This window comes from Bradyrhizobium sp. Kon56 (assembly GCF_055807635.1).
Window position 1 is genome coordinate 228,058 of the sequence record NZ_JBVVOU010000006.1, and the last position, 17,163, is coordinate 245,220.

At 63.7% G+C, this 17,163-nt stretch carries 21 protein-coding genes; 15 read left to right on the forward strand and 6 right to left on the reverse strand.

Annotation, left to right across the window (positions count from 1 at the left end; all coding sequences use genetic code 11):
* Positions 1-4 precede the first annotated feature (4 nt).
* Positions 5-424 carry a PaaI family thioesterase gene (locus AC0L3B_RS12625; protein ID WP_018458472.1) on the reverse strand — a complete coding sequence of 140 codons (420 nt, stop codon included), beginning with the start codon at positions 422-424 and terminating at the stop codon, positions 5-7.
* A 234-nt stretch (positions 425-658) separates the two neighbouring features.
* Positions 659-1,828: a 4-hydroxybenzoate 3-monooxygenase gene (pobA, locus tag AC0L3B_RS12630; protein WP_026233588.1), complete on the reverse strand. Its 1,170-nt coding sequence runs from the start codon at positions 1,826-1,828 to the stop codon at positions 659-661.
* A gap of 214 nt (positions 1,829-2,042) precedes the next feature.
* Between pobA and AC0L3B_RS12635 the strand changes: the two genes are divergently transcribed.
* The 11 genes from AC0L3B_RS12635 (at position 2,043) to AC0L3B_RS12685 (ending at position 11,428) form a co-directional block, all read left to right on the forward strand.
* Positions 2,043-3,059, forward strand: a complete 1,017-nt coding sequence (locus tag AC0L3B_RS12635; RefSeq protein WP_085361641.1) for a TRAP transporter substrate-binding protein — start codon at positions 2,043-2,045, stop codon at positions 3,057-3,059.
* A 133-nt stretch (positions 3,060-3,192) separates the two neighbouring features.
* Positions 3,193-3,702, forward strand: coding sequence for a TRAP transporter small permease (locus AC0L3B_RS12640; protein ID WP_007605289.1), 510 nt, complete (start codon positions 3,193-3,195; stop codon positions 3,700-3,702).
* Positions 3,703-3,704: 2 nt separating this feature from the next.
* Entirely contained in the window at positions 3,705-5,024 is a 1,320-nt protein-coding gene (locus tag AC0L3B_RS12645) for a TRAP transporter large permease (RefSeq protein ID WP_018458468.1), read from the forward strand.
* 12 nt (positions 5,025-5,036) lie between these two features.
* Positions 5,037-5,498: a DUF3237 domain-containing protein gene (locus AC0L3B_RS12650; protein ID WP_085361643.1), complete on the forward strand. Its 462-nt coding sequence runs from the start codon at positions 5,037-5,039 to the stop codon at positions 5,496-5,498.
* Between the two features lie 41 nt (positions 5,499-5,539).
* Positions 5,540-5,728, forward strand: coding sequence for a type II toxin-antitoxin system HicA family toxin (locus tag AC0L3B_RS12655; RefSeq protein WP_473380451.1), 189 nt, complete (start codon positions 5,540-5,542; stop codon positions 5,726-5,728).
* 5 nt (positions 5,729-5,733) lie between these two features.
* Positions 5,734-6,132: a type II toxin-antitoxin system HicB family antitoxin gene (locus AC0L3B_RS12660; RefSeq protein ID WP_085351700.1), complete on the forward strand. Its 399-nt coding sequence runs from the start codon at positions 5,734-5,736 to the stop codon at positions 6,130-6,132.
* Positions 6,133-6,279: 147 nt separating this feature from the next.
* Positions 6,280-7,089: a crotonase/enoyl-CoA hydratase family protein gene (locus AC0L3B_RS12665; RefSeq protein ID WP_085361644.1), complete on the forward strand. Its 810-nt coding sequence runs from the start codon at positions 6,280-6,282 to the stop codon at positions 7,087-7,089.
* Positions 7,086-8,969, forward strand: a complete 1,884-nt coding sequence (locus AC0L3B_RS12670; RefSeq protein WP_473380452.1) for a feruloyl-CoA synthase — start codon at positions 7,086-7,088, stop codon at positions 8,967-8,969. The genes AC0L3B_RS12665 and AC0L3B_RS12670 overlap by 4 nt, the downstream gene beginning before the upstream one ends.
* 25 nt (positions 8,970-8,994) lie before the next feature.
* Complete coding sequence (locus tag AC0L3B_RS12675) at positions 8,995-9,756, forward strand: SDR family NAD(P)-dependent oxidoreductase (RefSeq protein WP_085351697.1); 762 nt, start codon at positions 8,995-8,997, stop codon at positions 9,754-9,756.
* A gap of 10 nt (positions 9,757-9,766) precedes the next feature.
* On the forward strand, positions 9,767-10,198 hold the full coding sequence (locus tag AC0L3B_RS12680) for an acyl-CoA thioesterase (RefSeq protein WP_018458463.1): 432 nt from the start codon (positions 9,767-9,769) through the stop codon (positions 10,196-10,198).
* Positions 10,199-10,276: 78 nt separating this feature from the next.
* Positions 10,277-11,428 carry an ABC transporter substrate-binding protein gene (locus tag AC0L3B_RS12685; RefSeq protein ID WP_204513256.1) on the forward strand — a complete coding sequence of 384 codons (1,152 nt, stop codon included), beginning with the start codon at positions 10,277-10,279 and terminating at the stop codon, positions 11,426-11,428.
* Positions 11,429-11,605: 177 nt separating this feature from the next.
* Here the strand turns inward: AC0L3B_RS12685 and AC0L3B_RS12690 are convergent, their stop codons facing one another.
* Positions 11,606-12,334: a glutathione S-transferase family protein gene (locus AC0L3B_RS12690; protein WP_085351694.1), complete on the reverse strand. Its 729-nt coding sequence runs from the start codon at positions 12,332-12,334 to the stop codon at positions 11,606-11,608.
* Positions 12,335-12,372: 38 nt separating this feature from the next.
* Positions 12,373-12,678: a hypothetical protein gene (locus tag AC0L3B_RS12695; RefSeq protein WP_085351693.1), complete on the reverse strand. Its 306-nt coding sequence runs from the start codon at positions 12,676-12,678 to the stop codon at positions 12,373-12,375.
* Positions 12,679-12,790: 112 nt separating this feature from the next.
* On the opposite strand from AC0L3B_RS12695, the gene AC0L3B_RS12700 reads away from it, so the two are divergent.
* Together AC0L3B_RS12700 and AC0L3B_RS12705 are read left to right on the forward strand one after the other, a co-directional pair.
* Positions 12,791-13,489 (forward strand): helix-turn-helix transcriptional regulator, encoded by a 699-nt coding sequence (locus tag AC0L3B_RS12700; protein WP_007599649.1) that lies wholly within the window; start codon positions 12,791-12,793, stop codon positions 13,487-13,489.
* A 2-nt stretch (positions 13,490-13,491) separates the two neighbouring features.
* A complete protein-coding gene (locus tag AC0L3B_RS12705) occupies positions 13,492-13,821 on the forward strand; it encodes a YkgJ family cysteine cluster protein (protein WP_018458459.1) in 330 nt (109 codons plus the stop codon).
* 73 nt (positions 13,822-13,894) lie between these two features.
* On the opposite strand, the gene AC0L3B_RS12710 is transcribed toward AC0L3B_RS12705, so the two are convergent.
* Both AC0L3B_RS12710 and AC0L3B_RS12715 read right to left on the reverse strand, forming a co-directional pair.
* Complete coding sequence (locus AC0L3B_RS12710; protein WP_018458458.1) at positions 13,895-14,293, reverse strand: hypothetical protein; 399 nt, start codon at positions 14,291-14,293, stop codon at positions 13,895-13,897.
* A gap of 307 nt (positions 14,294-14,600) precedes the next feature.
* Positions 14,601-14,948: a DUF3307 domain-containing protein gene (locus tag AC0L3B_RS12715; RefSeq protein WP_018458457.1), complete on the reverse strand. Its 348-nt coding sequence runs from the start codon at positions 14,946-14,948 to the stop codon at positions 14,601-14,603.
* Positions 14,949-15,349: 401 nt separating this feature from the next.
* On the opposite strand from AC0L3B_RS12715, the gene AC0L3B_RS12720 reads away from it, so the two are divergent.
* Positions 15,350-16,795, forward strand: coding sequence for a TAXI family TRAP transporter solute-binding subunit (locus AC0L3B_RS12720; RefSeq protein ID WP_473380453.1), 1,446 nt, complete (start codon positions 15,350-15,352; stop codon positions 16,793-16,795).
* A 121-nt stretch (positions 16,796-16,916) separates the two neighbouring features.
* A complete protein-coding gene (locus AC0L3B_RS12725) occupies positions 16,917-17,135 on the forward strand; it encodes a hypothetical protein (RefSeq protein WP_018459453.1) in 219 nt (72 codons plus the stop codon).
* Positions 17,136-17,163: the final 28 nt, after the last annotated feature.

A 17,163-nucleotide genomic window follows, 5' to 3' on the forward strand; every position in this document is an offset into this window, starting at 1 on the left:
GCCCTCACCCCTTCTTCGGCACGACGCGAAAGGTGCCGCTGGCGCGGGCGATCACGGCGCCGTCGGCCTTCGCGAGGCACTGCGCGAAACAGATCGTGCTGCCGGTCTTGATCGCCTCACCCTCGACCGCGAGCCATTGGCCGATCTCGCCGGCGCCGACATAGTCGACCGACAGCGAGATCGTGACCAACGAGGTCGTCCAGCCCGTCGCCTGCGCGCAGCTGTAGCCCATGGCGGCATCGGCCAGCGCCGCGATCAGGCCGCCATGGATCAGCCCGCGCGCGTTGGTGTGCGGTTTCGCCAGCCGCAATCCCACGGTGACGCCGTTGTCGGTCTTCCTGGAGTAAAGCGGCTCCCAGGGATCGGTGAGCGGGGCTTTGCGAAAGTGCGGCTCGAAGCCGGCGGGAATGTCGGTGCTGGTCATGTCCGTCTCGCGTTGGTGGCTCCCGCCATTGAACGCGGCAGACGGGACAGATGCACCACCTACAAAGTTTTAAACGGAATTTGCGCGGGTGTTTGAAAGGAGTGGCGCCGTCGCCCCGCTATCCCTGTCATCACCCGCGAAAGCGGGTGATCCAGTATTCCAGAGACGGTGACGTGATACGGAGAGGCCGCGGCGTACTGGATGCCCCGCTTTCGCGGGGCATGACGGCGCGCCCTAAAACGGCAGCCCCACGTAATTCTCCGACAGCGAGGTCATCGCGGCCTGCGACTGCGTGACATAGTCGAGCTCGGCGAGCTGGATGCGCGCGCCGATGGTGCCGGTGTCGGGGAATTTGTGCAGCATCGAGGTCATCCACCAGGAGAAGCGCACGGCCTTCCAGACCCGCGCCAGCGCCTTCGCCGAATAGGCATCAATGCCGGCGCTGGATTTTTCGTCGTAGAACTCGCGAAACGCACTCGACAGATAATGCGCGTCGCTCGCGGCCAGGTTCAGCCCCTTGGCGCCGGTCGGCGGCACGATATGGGCGGCGTCACCGCACAGGAACATCCTGCCGAAGCGCATCGGCTCGGCGACGAAGCTGCGCAGCGGCGCAATGCTCTTCTCGATCGAGGGGCCCGTGACCAGGCTGTCGGCGGCGTCCTGGTCGAGCCGGCGCTTGAGCTCGTCCCAGAAACGGTCGTCCGGCCATTGGTCGACGTGGTCGTCGAGCGCGCACTGCACATAGTAACGGCTGCGCCTGGTCGAACGCATGGTGCAGAGCGCAAAGCCACGGGCGTGGTTGGAATAGATCAGCTCGTGGCTGACCGGCGGCGTCTCGGAGAGGATGCCCAGCCAGCCGAACGGATAGATGCGCTCGAACTCCTCGATGGCCGAAGCCGGAACGCTGGCGCGGCTGACGCCGTGAAACCCGTCGCAACCGGCGATGAAATCGCAATCGATGGTGTGGGTGACGCCATCTTTCACGTAGGTTACGCGCGGGTGACCGCCGTCGAAATCCTGCGGCTGCACGTCCTTGGCCTCGTAGACCGAGGTGAGGCCGGCGGCCGTGCGCGCATTCATCAGATCGAGCGTGACCTCGGTCTGGCCGTAGATCATGACCGTCTTGCCGGTCGCAGCCTTCATGTCGATGCGGTGGCGGCGCCCGGAGAAGGTGAGTTCGATCCCTTCATGCACCAGCCCTTCGGCATGCGCCCGTGCGCCGGCGCCGATCTGGTCGAGCAGCGCAACTGTTCCCTCCTCCAGCAGTCCGGCACGGATGCGGCCGAGCACATAGTCCGGGCTCTGCCGCTCCAGAATGACATTGTCGATGCCATAATGATGCAGCAGTTGCCCAAGCAACAATCCTGCCGGCCCCGCCCCGATGATTGCGACTTTTGTCCGCAATACTTGCTCCTCCCGATCCTGTAGGCTTTCGGCGTGGCTCGCTTGTCGCGGCCGTCCGCGCACGATAATTATATCATATAACGGTTGGGCAAAAGGGAGTGCGCGGCGGCACGTCGCGCCAGTTCCGGCTTGAACGCGCCGGCCAACTAGATAACATGTTAATTAACGAGACCGGGCCATCGAAGCCCGCCGTCAAAAGAGGGAGAGACGCGTGATGAGGAAAGCCTGTCTGGCGTTGCTGCTGGCAGCAAGCGTGAGCCCTGCGTTCGCGCAGGACAAGACCTTCGATTTGAAGATCTCGCACTGGGTGCCGGCCTCGCATCCACTACAGAAATCGCTGGAGGACTGGGCTGCTGCGGTCGAGAAGGATTCCGGCGGCACCATCAAGGGCAAGGTGTTTCCGGCCCAGCAGATGGGCAAGGCGTTCGACCATTACGACATGGCGCGCGACGGCATCGCCGACGTCACCTATGTCAATCCCGGCTACCAGCCCGGCCGTTTCCCGATCATCGGCGCTGGCGAATTGCCATTCCTGATCTCGGATGCCAAGGGCGGCTCGATGGGGCTCGACGCCTGGTATCGCAAATACGCCGAGAAGGAGATGAAGGACGTCAAATACTGCCTCGCCTTCGTCCACTCGCCCTCCTCCTTCCACTCCCGCACCAAGAAGATCGTGATGCCGGAGGACGTGAAGGGCCTGAAGATCCGCCCCGCCCACGCCACCATGGCGAATTTCGTTACCTCGCTCGGCGGCACCAATGTGCAATCCTCCGCGCCCGAAGTGCGCGACATCATCGAGCGCGGCGTCGCCGATGGCGTCACCTTCCCCTGGGGCTCGCTGGTGCTGTTCGGCATCGACAAGGTGACCAAATACGACATGGAGGCGCCGCTCTACACCACGACCTTCGTGTTCGTCATGAACAAGGACAAGTACAATGCGATGTCCGACAAGCAGAAGGCCGCAATCGACAAGAATTGCACGGTCGAGATGGCGGGCGTGGTCGGCGAGCACTGGGGCAAGTTCGAGGATGCCGGCATCGACAAGGTCAAGGCGGAAACCGGTCACGAGGTCTACAAGCTGACGCCCGAGCAGACCGCCGCCTGGAAGAAGGCCGCCGAGCCGCTGGTGAAGACCTGGTCCGACGGCGCGAAGAAGACCGGCGCGGATCCGGACGCGGCGCTTAGCGAGCTGAAGGCATCGCTGAAGAAGTACAACGCGCTGGCGGAGTAGCTCTTCGTCGAAACACATGCGGCGGCGGGATCATCTCGCCGCCGTTGTTCTGCAGCGGGTCGACACGTGAGGAGCGCAGCGCGCGTCCTCTCCCTCTCTCCCGCGTGAGGATGACGTCTCTTAGGAAGGTCCGATGAAGCGCAGCTGGATGGATCGCGTTATCGATTCGATCGAATGGATCGCAGCGGCCTTCGTCGGCATCGTCGCGCTCGACATCTTCCTGTCGGTGTTGCTGCGCAACACGCTGAACTATTCGATCCCCGATAGTTTCGACATCGGCCGCATGCTGCTCGGCATCCTCATCTTCTGGGGCATCGCCGCGACCTCCTATCGCGGCACCCACATCACCGTCGACCTCGTCTGGGGCAATGTCGGGCCGCGCTACCAGCGCTGGATCGACGTGTTCGCGACCCTGGTGCTGCTGTTCGTCGTGACGGTGCAGACCTGGACGCTGTTCGACAAGGTCCGCGGCACCTACAACGACAACGTCCAAACCTTCGACATGCACATGCCGACCTGGCCGTTCTTCGCGATCGCCTGGATCGGCGACGTCTCCGCCGTGCTGCTGATCGCGATCCGCACCTACCGGTTGATCTTCCATCCCGAAGAGATGCACGACCCCAAGCTGAAGGCGACGGAGTAATCATGAGCACCGATGCCGTCGCCGTTATCGGCTTCGTTTCCCTGTTCGCGTTGATGCTGCTGCGCGTGCCCGTCGGCATGGCCATGGGCCTCGTCGGCGTCTCCGGCTTCTCCTATCTCGTTGGCGCCACGCCGGCGCTGAAGCTGGTCGGCCAGACCTCGATGCGCACGGTGACCGACTACACCTTCGGCGTCATTCCGATGTTTTTGCTGATGGGCTCCTTCGTCAGCAATTCCGGCATGAGCCGCGAACTGTTCCGCGCCGCCAACGGCTTTGTCGGCCATTTGCGCGGCGGACTCGGCATCGCCACCGTCGGCGCCTGCGGCGGCTTTGCCGCGATCTGCGGCTCCTCGGTCGCGACCGCCGCGACCTTCTCCGCGGTCGCTTACCCCGAGATGCGCCGCTTCGGCTATCCGCAGTCGTTTGCCACCGGCGTGATCGCGGCCGGCGGCACGCTGGGTGCGATGCTGCCGCCCTCCACCGTGCTCGCCGTCTACGGCATCATCACCGAGCAGGACATCGGCAAGCTGTTCATCGCCGGCATCATCCCGGGCATCCTGGCGATGACCATGTACATGATCACGATCTTCCTGATCGGTTATTTCCGGCCCGACTTCCTGCCCAAGGGCAAGGAGCTGCCGTGGCGCGAGCGCTTCGCCGGCCTGAAGGACATCTGGGCGCCGGTGCTGCTGTTCGTGTTCGTGATCGGCGGCCTTTACGGCCTGCCCTATTTGCCGCGCTTCACGCCGACCGAAGCGGGCGGCGTCGGCGCCGCCGGCGCCTTCATCATCGGCGTGGCGACCGGCCGGCTCGACCGCGAGAAGATTCTGGCGTCGCTGCTCCAGGCGACGCGCACGGCCGCCGCCGTGTTCACCGTGCTGATCGGCGCCTTGATCTTCGGCTATTTCCTCACGGTGACGCAGACCCCGCAAAAGGTGACGGAATTCCTCACCGGCCTCGGTCTCGGCCCCTACGGCGTGCTGGCGCTGATCATGGTGATGTATCTCGTGCTCGGCTGCCTGATGGACGCCATGGCGATGATCATCCTCACCGTGCCGATCATCTTCCCCGTGATCATGCATCTCGGTTTCGACCCGATCTGGTTCGGCGTCATCATCGTCATGACGGTCGAACTCGGCCTGATCCATCCGCCGGTGGGCATGAACGTCTTTGTCATCAAGAGCGTGGTGAAGGACGTCTCCTTCTCCACCATCTTCAAGGGCGTGATCCCGTTCGTGGCGACAGACCTGGTGCGCCTGGTGATCCTGATCGCCTTCCCGCTGCTGGCGACATGGCTGCCGACGCGGATGATGGCGCATTGAGGAGGTGAAGCGATGACCACGCCGTCGCTGGAAACCAGATACGTCTTTACCGTCACCGCACGCATCGGCGACGTCGTCACCGCCGGCGAGACCGGTATCGGCATTCGCCGCATCATCCCGATCGTCGGCGGCGAGGTGACGGGTGCGATCACCGGCAAGGTGCTGCCGTTCGGCGCGGACTTCCAGACCATCCGCCCGAATGAGCTGATTGATCTCGAAGCGAAGTACGCGTTCCAAACCGATGACGGCGCCACCGTCTATGTCGAGAACAAGGGCATGCGCTTCGGCCCGGTCGAGCTGTTGCAAAAGCTCAAGCGCGGCGAGCCGGTGGATCCCAAACTGATCTATTTCCGCACCGTGCCGAAGTTCGAGACCGGGCATGAGAAATACCGCTGGCTGATGCAGCACATTTTTGTCGGTTCAGCAGCCCGGCATGCGGACCGCGTCGTGATCGACGTGCATCAGGTGATGTGAGTTCATTGACGAGCACGGGCAAATGTGTATAAATACACATCATGAATGACCGGGAAATTATCTCGGTCCTTCAAAGAGATGGCTGGGTCCAAGTGGCTAGAAGGGCAGCCACGTCCAGTTCAAGCACCCCCGCGAAGCAGGGCCAGGTCACGGTCCCTCATCCGAAGCGGGACGTGCCTCTCGGAACACTGAAGAGTATTGAAAAGCAATCCGGCCTGAAGCTGAGGTAAGCGCCATGCGCCACTACATTGGTCTTATCCATAAGGATGCCGACAGCGATTTCGGCGTGTCGTTTCCCGATCTGCCCGGCCTCGTGACCGCAGGAACCACGCTCGACGAGGCACGCGACATGGCCGAGGAAGCGCTGGCGCTTCACCTCGAGGGGATGGCGGAGGACGGCGAACCGATCCCAGAGCCTTCCTCACTCGAAGATATCATGTCCAAGCCCGAGAACCGCTCGGGCGTCGCCATTCTGGTCTCGATGAAGGACGATCTGCCGAAGGTCGTGCGCGTCAATGTCACCTTGCCGGGTGATGTCCTGGAGCAAATTGACAAATACGCCGAGGCCCACGGCTACACGCGATCGGGCCTGCTTGCTCAGGCCGCGAAGAAGCTGATGACCGACGCAGCCTGAGGCGCTTCACGTATTGCGCCGAATGCGGCGCCCAATTGGCTGACGTTTTCCCGTTTCGAAGGAGGCTTCGAAGCGCAACGGCGGGACTTCCCTTGTTGACTCCCCCTGAATTCGTTATACAACATAACTATTCTGACAAGGACGCAAATGACACAGGGAAACGCCGAGACCGCTGACGCGGGCGCCTCCGGGCTTTTGAAGATCGAGCGGGCGGACCGGGTTTTGACCGTCGGCCTCAATCGGCCGGCCAAGCGCAATGCGCTCAACGACGGCATCATCCTGGAGATCGGCGAGTGTTTTGCGGCCCTGCCCGAGGATATCGGCGCCGTCGTCATCCACGGCATCGGCGACCATTTTTCCAGCGGTCTCGACCTCTCCGAACTGACCGACCATGATGCCAGTGGCGGCCTTCTCCATTCCCAGATGTGGCACCGGGTGTTCGACCGCATCCAGTACAGCCGCGTGCCTGTGATCGCCGCGCTCAGGGGCGCCGTGATCGGAGGCGGGCTGGAGCTCGCCTGCGCGGCGCATATCCGTGTCGCCGAACCCTCGACCTATTTCGCGCTGCCGGAGGGGCAGCGCGGCATCTTCGTCGGTGGCGGCGGTTCGGTGCGCCTGCCGCGCCTGATCGGCGTCGCCAGGATGATGGACATGATGCTGACCGGCCGCGTCTATTCCGCGACCGAAGGCACCTCCTACGGCTTTGCGCAATATGTCACGGAAGCCGGCAACGGGCTCGGCAAGGCGATGGAGCTTGCGACCAAGGTCGCCTCCAACGCGCCGCTGACCAACTTCGCCGTGCTCCAGGCGCTGCCGATGATCGCGGAGGCCAATCCGCAGACCGGCCTGTTGATGGAATCGCTGATGGCGACGGTGGCGCAGAGCGACAAAGAGGCAAAACGCAGGATCCGCGAGTTCCTCGAACACAAGACCGCAAAGGTGAAGCCGAAATCATGAGCGCGCAGCCGTCCTCTTCCAGCATGGAGCGCGGCGCGAGCACTTCCCCGCTGCGGCCCATTTCGTTCGGCGATCCCGTCGTCAATATCGAGCGGCGCGACGACGGCACGATTTATCTGCGGCCCAAACAGCCGCTCGGCGATTATCCGGCCCGCATCACCGACCGCCTGCATCACTGGGCGAGCGCGACGCCCGATCGCGTCTTCATGGCCGAGCGCGAAGGTGGCCGCGGCTGGCGCAAGATCAGCTACGCCGAGCTGCTCGCCGCGAGCCGGCACATCGCCTCAGGGCTCATTGCGCGCGGGCTGTCGGCGGAGCGGCCGGTCGTCATCCTCTCCGGCAATTCGATCGACCACGCATTGCTCGCGTTCGGCGCGTTCTATGCCGGCATTCCGTTCTGCCCGGTGTCGCCGGCCTATTCGCTGGTATCGAAGGATTACGGCAAGCTCTCCTACCTGATGAAGCTGCTGACGCCCGGCCTTGTCTTCGCCGAGGACGCCGACAAGTTCGCCGACGCGCTCGCGGCCAACGTCTCGCTCGGCACCGAGATCGCCGCGTCCTACGGCCACGTGCCGGGCCGCGACGTCACCTTGCTCGCCGACCTCATTGCAACCCCGATCCGCGGCGATCTGGACGAGGTCCACGGCAAGATCGGCCCCGACACCATCGCGAAATTCCTGCTGACCTCGGGCTCGACCGGCAACCCCAAGGCGGTCATCAACACCCAGCGCATGATCTGCGCCAACCAGCTGATGCTGCGCGAGACACTCGCCTTCCTCAGGGACGAGCCGCCCGTCATCATCGACTGGCTGCCCTGGAATCACACTTTTGGCGGCAACCACAATATCGGGCTGACGCTCTACAATGGCGGCTCGATGTATCTCGATGCCGGCAAGCCGGTGCCTGGAGGCATCGAGGAAACCGTGCGCAATCTCCAGGAGATTTCGCCGACGGTCTATTTCAACGTCCCCAAGGGCTACGAGTCGCTGCTGCCTTATCTGCGCGACGACCAGGGCCTCCGCGCAAAATTCTTCGACCGGCTGCACGCGATGTTCTTCTCGGGCGCGGCGCTGTCGCCGTTCGTCTGGAACAGCCTCGACGAGCTGGCGGTGAAGGAAAAAGGCTACCGCGTACCGATGCTGACCGGCCTCGGTGCAACCGAGACCGCGCCGTTCTTCATGTCGGTCAACCCGCGCACCAGCCGCTCCGGCCATGTCGGGCTTCCCGTATCCGGCAATGACGCCAAGCTGGTGCCGAACAACGGCAAGATGGAAGTTCGTTGCAAGGGGCCGAACGTGATGCCCGGCTACTGGCGCCAGCCCGACATCACCGCAAATTCGTTCGACGAAGAAGGCTTCTACAAGCTCGGCGATGCCCTTAAGCCCGTCGATCCCGATGATCTCAATGCCGGCTTCGATTTCGACGGCCGCATCGGTGAGGATTTCAAGCTCGGCAGCGGCACTTGGGTCAGCGTCGGCCCATTGCGCGCGCGCTTCGTCGCGGCCTGCGCGCCGCTGGTGCGCGACGTCGTCATCGCCGGCATCAACCGAGACGAGATCTCCGCGCTCGTCGTGCTCGATCTCGACGGCTGCCGGCTGATCAACCCGACGCTGCCGACCGACGATCTCGTCGTCGCGACCCGCGACCGGCTGGTGCGCGAGGCATTTCGCGAACGGCTGACCCGCTTTCTCAGCGCGGCCACGGGATCCTCGACGCGGATCACGCGCGCGATCCTCATGGACACGCCGCTCTCGATCGACAAGGGCGAAGTCACCGACAAGGGCTCGATCAACCAGCGCGCGGTGCTCGAGCATCGCAGCCTGCTGATCGAGGAGCTCTACGCTGCCAATCCATCGGACCGTGTGATATCGGTCGGCTAAGAAAACATCGCACCAGGAGAACGCCATGTTGTTGAAGGATCAGGCAGTCATCGTCACCGGCGGCGCATCGGGACTGGGCGCGGCGACCGCGCGTAAGCTGGCGGCGCAGGGCGCCAGGGTCGCGGTGTGCGACCTCAATGCCAAGCTCGCGGAAACCGTGGCCGCGGAGATCAAGGGCGTCGCGGTGACCTGCGATGTTTCCGATGCGGCTTCCGCTGAGGCTGCGATCGCTCAGGCAACCAAGGCCCATGGACCCGCGCGCGTGCTGGTCAATTGCGCCGGCATCGGCGTTGCCAAGCGCGTCGTCGGCCGTGACGGCCCGATGGCGCTCGCGGATTTCGACAAGGTGATCAAGGTCAACCTGATCGGCACCTTCAACATGCTTCGCCTTGCCGCGAACGAGATGTCCAAGCTCGAGCCGCAGGCAACCGGCGAGCGCGGCGTCATCATCAACACGGCGTCCGTTGCCGCTTATGACGGCCAGATCGGGCAATCGGCCTATTCGGCCTCAAAAGGCGGCATCGTCGGCATGACGCTGCCGATCGCGCGCGAGCTGGCGCAGTTCGGCGTCCGCGTGCTGACGATCGCGCCCGGCCTGTTCCTCACGCCGCTGCTCGCCAACCTGCCGCAGGAAGCCCAGGACTCACTCGCCGCCGCAATCCCGTTCCCGCGCCGGCTCGGCCACGCCGAGGAGTTCGCGGCGCTCGCCCTGCACATGGTCGAGAATTCCTACCTCAACGGCGAAGTGGTGCGCCTCGACGGCTCGCTGCGCATGGCGCCGAAATAGGGCGCGGCATATGTTCGTGAACCGGCGCGACGTCCAGATCCAGTGGGGTGACTGCGACCCCGCCAACATCGTCTATTACCCGCGTTATTTCGCGATGTTCGACGATTCGACGTCGACCCTGTTCGAAGTCGCCGGCTTCTCCAAGCAGGACCTGGTCAAGAAATACGGCCTGGTGGGCATTCCCATGGTCGATACACGCGCCAAGTTCTACATCCCCTCGACTTATGGCGACTGGATCACCATCGAAACCAAGATCGAGAGCATCAAGCGCTCGAGTTTCGAGGTGAAGCACAGCGTCTTCAAGGGCGAGGCGCTGGCGATCGAGGGTTTCGAGACCCGTGTCCTGGTCGGGCGCGACCCCGTTAACCCCGACAAACTGAAATCGGCACCGTTTCCTGCGGAAATGGTAGCCAAATTCACGGGGAGCGAGGCCCGGAGCTAAATCGCCACATCACCAAAAGAGGGGGCTGAATTACCCCCCGATTTCTGCTTTCAAAGAAACACATAAAGGGAGGAATAGATGAAACGCTTTTACCTGACCGCCGCCGTCACCGCGGCTGCGCTTGCGCTGCCGGCCGTGCCCGCGCTGGCTCAGACCGCCGAGGTCACCATCGGCATCACCACCACCACGACCGGCCCGGGCGCAGCGCTGGGCATTCCCGAGCGCAATGCGCTGGAGTTCGTGCCGAAGGAGATCGGCGGCGTGCCGCTGAAGGTGATCGTACTCGACGACGGCGGCGATCCGACCACCGCGACCACCAACGCCCGCCGCTTCGTGACCGAATCCAAGGCCGACATCATCATGGGCTCGGCGCTGACGCCGCCGACCATCGCGGTGTCCAACGTCGCCAACGAAGCCGGCATTCCGCATTTCGGCCTGGCGCCGTTCCCGATTACGCCGGAGCGCATGAAGTGGTCGGTGGCGATGCCGCAGCCGATCCCGATCGTGGGCAAGGTGCTGTACGACCACATGAAGTCGAAGGGTGTGAAGACCGTCGGTTATATCGGCTATTCCGACTCCTATGGCGACCTCTGGTTCAACGATTTGAAGGCGCAGGCCGTGCCGATGGGCATAACCATCGCCGACGAGGAGCGCTTCGCTCGCCCCGACACGTCGGTGACCGGACAGGTGCTGAAGCTCGTGGCGGCGAATCCCGATGCCATTCTGGTCGGCGCTTCCGGCACCGCGGCCGCGCTGCCGCAGACCGAGCTACGCGAGCGTGGCTATCAGGGCCTGATCTACCAGACCCATGGCGCCGCCAGTATGGACTTCATCCGCATCGCCGGCAAAGCTGCGGAAGGCGTGCTGATGGCCTCTGGTCCCGTCATGGATCCCGAGGACCAGCCGGACGAAGCCGCCACCAAGAAGCCGGGCCTCGCGCTCAACTCGGCCTATGAAGCCAAGTACGGCCCGAACAGCCGCAGCCAGTTCGCCGGTCACTCTTACGACGCCTTCGAGATTCTCAAGCGCATCATCCCGGCGGCACTCAAGACGGCGAAGCCAGGCACGCCGGAATTCCGCGAGGCGATTCGCCAGGCGCTGCTGTCGGAGAAGGAGCTTGCGGCGAGCCAAGGCGTCTACAATTTCACCGAAAAGGATCGCTACGGCCTCGACGAGCGCTCGCGCATCCTGCTCACGGTGAAGAACGGCAAGTACACGCTGGTGAAATAGACGCAGCGGCAGGATTGAGACGACGAGAGCCGGCCCGATGGGCCGGCTCTTTTTGTTTGCAGCGAGCGTAATGCCGGATCGCGTTTGAACAACAGCACCGCTCTCTGAGTTCCCTCCTCCCTTGTGGGAAAGGGGACACACCTTTCTCGGGGCGCTAGATGAGTCTCATTCCAGGCCTCAAGCCGCCTGCCGCAGCGGGGTCCAGGCGAACTCCGGATAGTAACTGTCCATCATCCGGTCGACATAAGCGGTGAGGTTCGGAAATCCTTCGGCGCGACGGCGCAGTGCGGATTCGAAGAACGGCGTCAGGATCCCGGCGAGTGCACCGAAGGCGGTGGCATCGACGCCGCAGGGCTTGTTGCCCATCAGATAGGACTTGTCGCCGAGCTGCACCGAGAGCGCAAACAGCGAGCGCACGGCGAGATCGACGTCGTCATCGGGCGCGTGGCGGCCGAGTCCGGAGAGCAGGTAGTTCTCGGCGACACGGAATTGCGCATCCTCGCGCAACTTCTCGCGATTGTGCTCCGGCGCGCCGTCGAAGAAATGCGCAGGCCCCTTGGCGAAGTTGACCGGATCGACCCAGCGCGCCCCGACCAGCGCAAAATAAACGTGATGCTCGATCATGCGCTCGAATGCCCAGGCCTGCGCGCGCTCGACGAGCGACAGACCGGCGTCGAAATCGAAGCCGTAGCGGCGCTCGATATGGGCGCGGATGAAAGTGGAATCGGCGACCGCCTCGCCGCTATCGTCGATGAAGGGCAGCTGCCCCTTGGGTGATGCGGGTGGCATCGCCCGCTCCTTCCGGTAGGGCAATCCCGCCATCTTGAGCTGCACCTCCGTCTTGGTGACGAAGGGGCTGATTTCCGGCAGGCCGAAGCCGGCGCCAAAGCCGTAAAGCGTGATCATGAAGGCTCTCCTGAAACGACCGAAAGAGTTGAGGGAACTTAACCGCGGGCTGCTGCCACCATGGTGGCAGCAGCCGTGATATCTTCTGCGAAACGGGCCCCCCGCCAGGCGCGGGCCATGACATGACGGACCAGCGCGTCCGCGGCCTGGACCAGGAAGCGAGCCACCATGGTCGCGAGCGCAAGGCGGAGGTCGAGGACCATGAGATCAAGGGATACGAGGCGGCCGAACGCCCATGCGTACCAAGCTCGGGCTTGCAAAGTCGGGACTCGCAAAGGCTGGACCTGTAAAGGCGGGGTCCGCCACAGCGCAGCGGCCGGGCCGAAATGAGTTGGAATGATCATGGACAAATCCTCTTCAGTCGACGTGTTGTCCCGGTATAGAACTCTCCTGCTGCCAACATCCTGTCAGCAGCCGCGCGCCGCCTTCTGAAAAACCACTGACAAGAGATCCGTCATGAGACGCGCCGACCGGCTGTTTCAAATCATCCAGGTGCTGAGGCGCACGCGTAAGCCGCTGACGGCGGACGCCATCGCGGCCGAGCTCGAGACCTCGAAGCGCACGATCTATCGCGACATCGCCACGCTGATCGGCCAGCGCGTGCCGATCCGTGGTGAAGCCGGCATGGGCTATATCCTGGAAAAGGGTTTTGACCTGCCGCCTTTGATGCTGACACCCGACGAAATCGAGGCGGCGGTGCTGGGCGCGCAATGGGTCGCCGGCCATGCCGATCCCGCGCTGGCGCGTGCGGCTGAAGATCTGATGGCCAAGATCGCCGACACTGTCCCTGAGCGCCTGCGTCCGTTCGTGCTGGAGCCGGCAAGCCGGGCCCGACCGAGCTGGAACAGGGAGCCGGACCGCCTGGACATGGCTCGCACGCGCACCCAGATCCACGAAGGCAAGAAGATCATGCTGCGCTATCGCGACGAGCAGGGCCGCGCCAGCGAGCGCATGATCTGGCCGATTTCGATCGGCTATCTCGAAGCCGTGCGCCTGCTCGCGGCCTGGTGCGAGCTGCGCGGCGACTTCCGCAGCTTCCGCACCGACCGCGTGGTCGACGCGAGCTATCCCGACGAGAGATATCCTGAAAGGCGCGACGTGCTGCGCGCGAAATGGCGCCAGAGCCTGGTCTGGGGCCCGCCAAAGGACACGTGACGATGGATGAGAACGCCCCGATCGACCTGTCGAGCTGTTGCCAGAGTTGCGGCGCCTGCTGCGGCTATTCGGCGAACTGGCCGCGCTTCTCGATCGAGAGCGACGAGGAGCTTGCCGCGATTCCCGAAGCGCTCGTCAACGACCGTCAATCCGGCATGCGCTGCGAAGGCGATCGCTGTTCGGCGTTGCAGGGGAACATTGGAAAAGCGACCGCGTGCGGCATCTATGCAGTGCGGCCGGACGTGTGCCGCACCTGCATGCCGGGCGATGCCGAATGCGCGATGGCGCGACGGAAATTCGGGCTGCCGGTGATAGAGGCCGCCGGCGCATGATCCGGAAAAGTGTGCAGCGGTTTTCCGCCGAGATCATACGCCAATAGAGAGCTAGAGCGCGATCGATCGTGCTTTAGGCCGGGACGGCTTCGCCGATCTCGTCGTCGATCTCGTCGTCCAGCGGCGCGAGCACCGAGAGCGGCTTGGTCGACAGCGTGATCGGCTTGCGGCCACCCGACAGCGACGGCGAGGATTTCGCCGCGCCTTCGCGCGCAAGCGCGTAGAGCGTCGAACCGACACGGCCGCCGTTCTCGATCAGGTCGCGCTCGTTACAGCTGCCAGCGATCGCGACCGCCAGCGAGTGCAGATGGCTGCGCCGATAGCAGAACAGCGCCAGCCTGGCGCGCGCGTCAGGGGAAACACTTTCAACCAGCCTCGGCAGGCCACTCTCGCTGGCGCGGTACATCTCGCCAAGGAGTTCGTCGCGGACCGGGCAGGAATCGCCTTCAAAGGTATCGCGGCTTGAAAACATTGCAGTTCTCCCTCGTCTGGGAAGATGCAGTGCAATTCTCTAATGAAAGGTTAACCACGCTGCCCGGTAGTCACCCGGGGGTCCTTGCGCGTGGGCCGCGAATCAATGGGCTGGGCGGGGATCCAGCCGCGCTATCTGAGCCGATGAGTCAGGCGCGAACGCCTCCACGCGTCATGGCCGGGCTTGTCCCGGCCATCCACGGAAAGCCGAGAGGCGCGAAGAACGTGGATGCCCGGGACAAGCCCGGGCATGACGACCTCTTGTGGATGCCGATGGACGACCACCTACGCGCCGAGGCCGCCAGCGGTCAGTTCGCCGCCATGAAGATGGAGAGGCCGAAGCCAGTCAGATGGTGCAGGGCCTGGTCGACACCGATCAGGGTCCAGAACCAGGGATGCGCAAGATCGACACCGAAATTGGCTGAGACGAGGCCCTTGGCGCGGTCGATCGTGATGTGGATGACGAAGTCGATCAGCGCCACAAACCAGAATTTCGGCGCCACGATCAGGATCAGCGGCAGCGCAACCGCAAGGTGAACCAGGCAGTGCACCAGGAGCGGCAGGGCCCAGCCGTGCTTCTGGTCCTTGCCGTGCGCCATCCAGGCGGTCTGGAGGACGAAATCGGCGATGATGTGCTTGAACGTCAGCAGCAACATCCAACCAATGAGGGCTTCGACCGGAACCGCCGATGACAGGGGTGGAAACGACAAGGCGCCCTCGTTGACGTGACAAGAAGAATTGGAGCGTTCAGCGCAATCTCTTCCTGGACCGGTCAAATCGCCGGGACTTGCGATTTATGACACCTCCCGCGGCGGAATGCAGCCGGGGGGAACCGGAAAATCGCCAACTGTGGCTAACTGGTGATAGGATGACCAATCGCCGGGGCCGAGTTGAGTAAGGTTACCTTCGGCTCGGAATTTGCATTCCGCGGCCTGCGCGCTACCATCGTCAGTAGAGAATATCGTTCTTTTTTCAGACGTTTACGAATTACAGGGCGACCGCAGCGATCACATCCGCAAGCCGCCCGCCACCGGAAGCATAAGGCCAGAGTGCTGCCATGAGTACTGAGGGCCCGACCTCATCGCCGATCGAGCCACCGCCCCGGCGACCCAAGGTGATCAAGACCAATCAGCAGCAGGTCTTCCTCTACGTCGTGCTGACCCTGCTGTTGTCGCTTGCCACCGTCTGGGGCGGCCGCATGCTGGTGCACAATTCGGAGACGCTGACCTTTGCCGTCGGCGCCGCCAACAGCGACGAGGCGCTGTTCGCAGCCAAGCTCGCCGCCGTCCTGAAGAACAACGCCTCGCGCTTCCGGATCAAGATCGTCAACAACGCCGACAACGCCAAGGCGATCGCCCAGTTCGATCGCAAGCAGGCCGACCTCGCGGTGCTGCGCACCGACGCCAAGGTGCCGCTGCGGGCACGCACGCTCGCGATCCTCGAGCACGATATCGTGCTGCTGCTCGGGCCCGGAAACAAGAAGATCAAGTCGCTCGCCGAGCTGAAGAAGAAGAAGGTCGCCGTCGTCGCCGACAACGACTCCGCGCTCGTCTTCGTCCGCGGTATCCTCGACGTTCCGGAGGGTGCGGACGCGGGGAGGATCCGGATGGCGCCACAGGGCGCTACGCTCGACAAGCTGTTCGCGCCGGCGAGCGGCTTTGGCGCAGTCGTCGCCATCGTCCACGCCTCGCGGGCGGTGCGGGACAAGGCGTATGAGCAGGTCGCCAGGCGCGGCGGCTTCACGCTGAACGCGATCGACGAGGCGAAAGCGCTGGCGCGCAAGATCCCCGGCATTTCCAGCGAGACGCTGACGGCGGGCACGCTGTCTGCATCGCCGGAAATTCCCGGCGACGATCTCGACACGATCGGGCTCGAATGGTTGCTGGTCGCCCAATCCAGGATGTCGCCGACGGCGGCCGGGGAGCTCGCGCGCACCGTCTACGAGAACAAGTCCGCGCTCGGGCTCGACAGCGGCTTTGCCACTAGGATCGAGCCCGCCTCCGTCGAGAAGGACGCCTTCGTGATGGCGCATCAAGGGGCGGCCGACTACATCAACGACGACACCAAGTCGTTCATGGATAAGTACAGCGACCTGATGTATCTCGGCGCTGCCGCGCTCAGCGTCATCGGCTCGATCTTCGCCGCGATCTACGCCAAGATCACCCGGATCGCGCCGGAGAAGGCAAGCGAGCTGGCCACCGCCATCCTCGACATCGGCGAGCGGATCGAACATGCGCATTCGCTCGACCAGCTCGAATGTCTCCAGGACGAGCTGGAAGGCATTTTACGCGGCGCCGTCATCGGCCTCAGAGACGGCACGATCAGTACCGACGGGCTCGACACCTTCAAGCTCGGCTACGAATTCGTCCGCGACGAGATCGGCATGCGCCGCGACTATCTCAAGCGCCATGCGGGCGCGGGCGAGAAGGCCGCTCAGGATGTGGCCCCTTCCCAGCACGACGAGAGCAATGTCGTGGTGGTGAAGACAGCTCAGAGTGCCTGACCCATCAATTTGAGGACCTACGGCGACGCCTTGCCGGCACGTCTTCGAGCGACCGGGGGCCTAGGCCGGGAACCGTCCCTGTCCACAACCGTTTGTTCTCGGATCAACCGGAGACCGCGCCATGCGTGCACTCCTCATCATCTTCCTGCTGGGAATGTTGGCCGCGGTTGGCTATTTCGTTTATTCCGCGATGGCGGTCGAGGGCGAGCCGATCCCGACGGAAGGCTACGTGGCGCTGGCGTTGGGGGCCGGTTTTTCCGTTCTTGTCGGCATCGGCTTGATGGTGCTGCTGTTCTTCAGCAGCCGTCGCGGCTACGACGAACCGCCGCATTTCAAGTAGCGGCGCGTGGTCCGGCGGACCGTCGTTG

Excerpts from the sequence above, each read along its gene's own strand:
- AC0L3B_RS12625 (WP_018458472.1), bottom strand. The coding sequence starts at position 424 with ATGACCAGCACCGACATTCCCGCCGGCTTCGAGCCGCACTTTCGCAAA.
- AC0L3B_RS12635 (WP_085361641.1), top strand. The coding sequence starts at position 2,043 with ATGAGGAAAGCCTGTCTGGCGTTGCTGCTGGCAGCAAGCGTGAGCCCT.
- AC0L3B_RS12640 (WP_007605289.1), top strand. The coding sequence starts at position 3,193 with ATGAAGCGCAGCTGGATGGATCGCGTTATCGATTCGATCGAATGGATC.
- AC0L3B_RS12645 (WP_018458468.1), top strand. The coding sequence starts at position 3,705 with ATGAGCACCGATGCCGTCGCCGTTATCGGCTTCGTTTCCCTGTTCGCG.
- AC0L3B_RS12650 (WP_085361643.1), top strand. The coding sequence starts at position 5,037 with ATGACCACGCCGTCGCTGGAAACCAGATACGTCTTTACCGTCACCGCA.
- AC0L3B_RS12655 (WP_473380451.1), top strand. The coding sequence starts at position 5,540 with ATGAATGACCGGGAAATTATCTCGGTCCTTCAAAGAGATGGCTGGGTC.
- AC0L3B_RS12660 (WP_085351700.1), top strand. The coding sequence starts at position 5,734 with ATGCGCCACTACATTGGTCTTATCCATAAGGATGCCGACAGCGATTTC.
- AC0L3B_RS12665 (WP_085361644.1), top strand. The coding sequence starts at position 6,280 with ATGACACAGGGAAACGCCGAGACCGCTGACGCGGGCGCCTCCGGGCTT.
- AC0L3B_RS12670 (WP_473380452.1), top strand. The coding sequence starts at position 7,086 with ATGAGCGCGCAGCCGTCCTCTTCCAGCATGGAGCGCGGCGCGAGCACT.
- AC0L3B_RS12675 (WP_085351697.1), top strand. The coding sequence starts at position 8,995 with ATGTTGTTGAAGGATCAGGCAGTCATCGTCACCGGCGGCGCATCGGGA.
- AC0L3B_RS12680 (WP_018458463.1), top strand. The coding sequence starts at position 9,767 with ATGTTCGTGAACCGGCGCGACGTCCAGATCCAGTGGGGTGACTGCGAC.
- AC0L3B_RS12685 (WP_204513256.1), top strand. The coding sequence starts at position 10,277 with ATGAAACGCTTTTACCTGACCGCCGCCGTCACCGCGGCTGCGCTTGCG.
- AC0L3B_RS12690 (WP_085351694.1), bottom strand. The coding sequence starts at position 12,334 with ATGATCACGCTTTACGGCTTTGGCGCCGGCTTCGGCCTGCCGGAAATC.
- AC0L3B_RS12695 (WP_085351693.1), bottom strand. The coding sequence starts at position 12,678 with ATGATCATTCCAACTCATTTCGGCCCGGCCGCTGCGCTGTGGCGGACC.
- AC0L3B_RS12700 (WP_007599649.1), top strand. The coding sequence starts at position 12,791 with ATGAGACGCGCCGACCGGCTGTTTCAAATCATCCAGGTGCTGAGGCGC.
- AC0L3B_RS12705 (WP_018458459.1), top strand. The coding sequence starts at position 13,492 with ATGGATGAGAACGCCCCGATCGACCTGTCGAGCTGTTGCCAGAGTTGC.
- AC0L3B_RS12710 (WP_018458458.1), bottom strand. The coding sequence starts at position 14,293 with ATGTTTTCAAGCCGCGATACCTTTGAAGGCGATTCCTGCCCGGTCCGC.
- AC0L3B_RS12715 (WP_018458457.1), bottom strand. The coding sequence starts at position 14,948 with ATGTTGCTGCTGACGTTCAAGCACATCATCGCCGATTTCGTCCTCCAG.
- AC0L3B_RS12720 (WP_473380453.1), top strand. The coding sequence starts at position 15,350 with ATGAGTACTGAGGGCCCGACCTCATCGCCGATCGAGCCACCGCCCCGG.
- AC0L3B_RS12725 (WP_018459453.1), top strand. The coding sequence starts at position 16,917 with ATGCGTGCACTCCTCATCATCTTCCTGCTGGGAATGTTGGCCGCGGTT.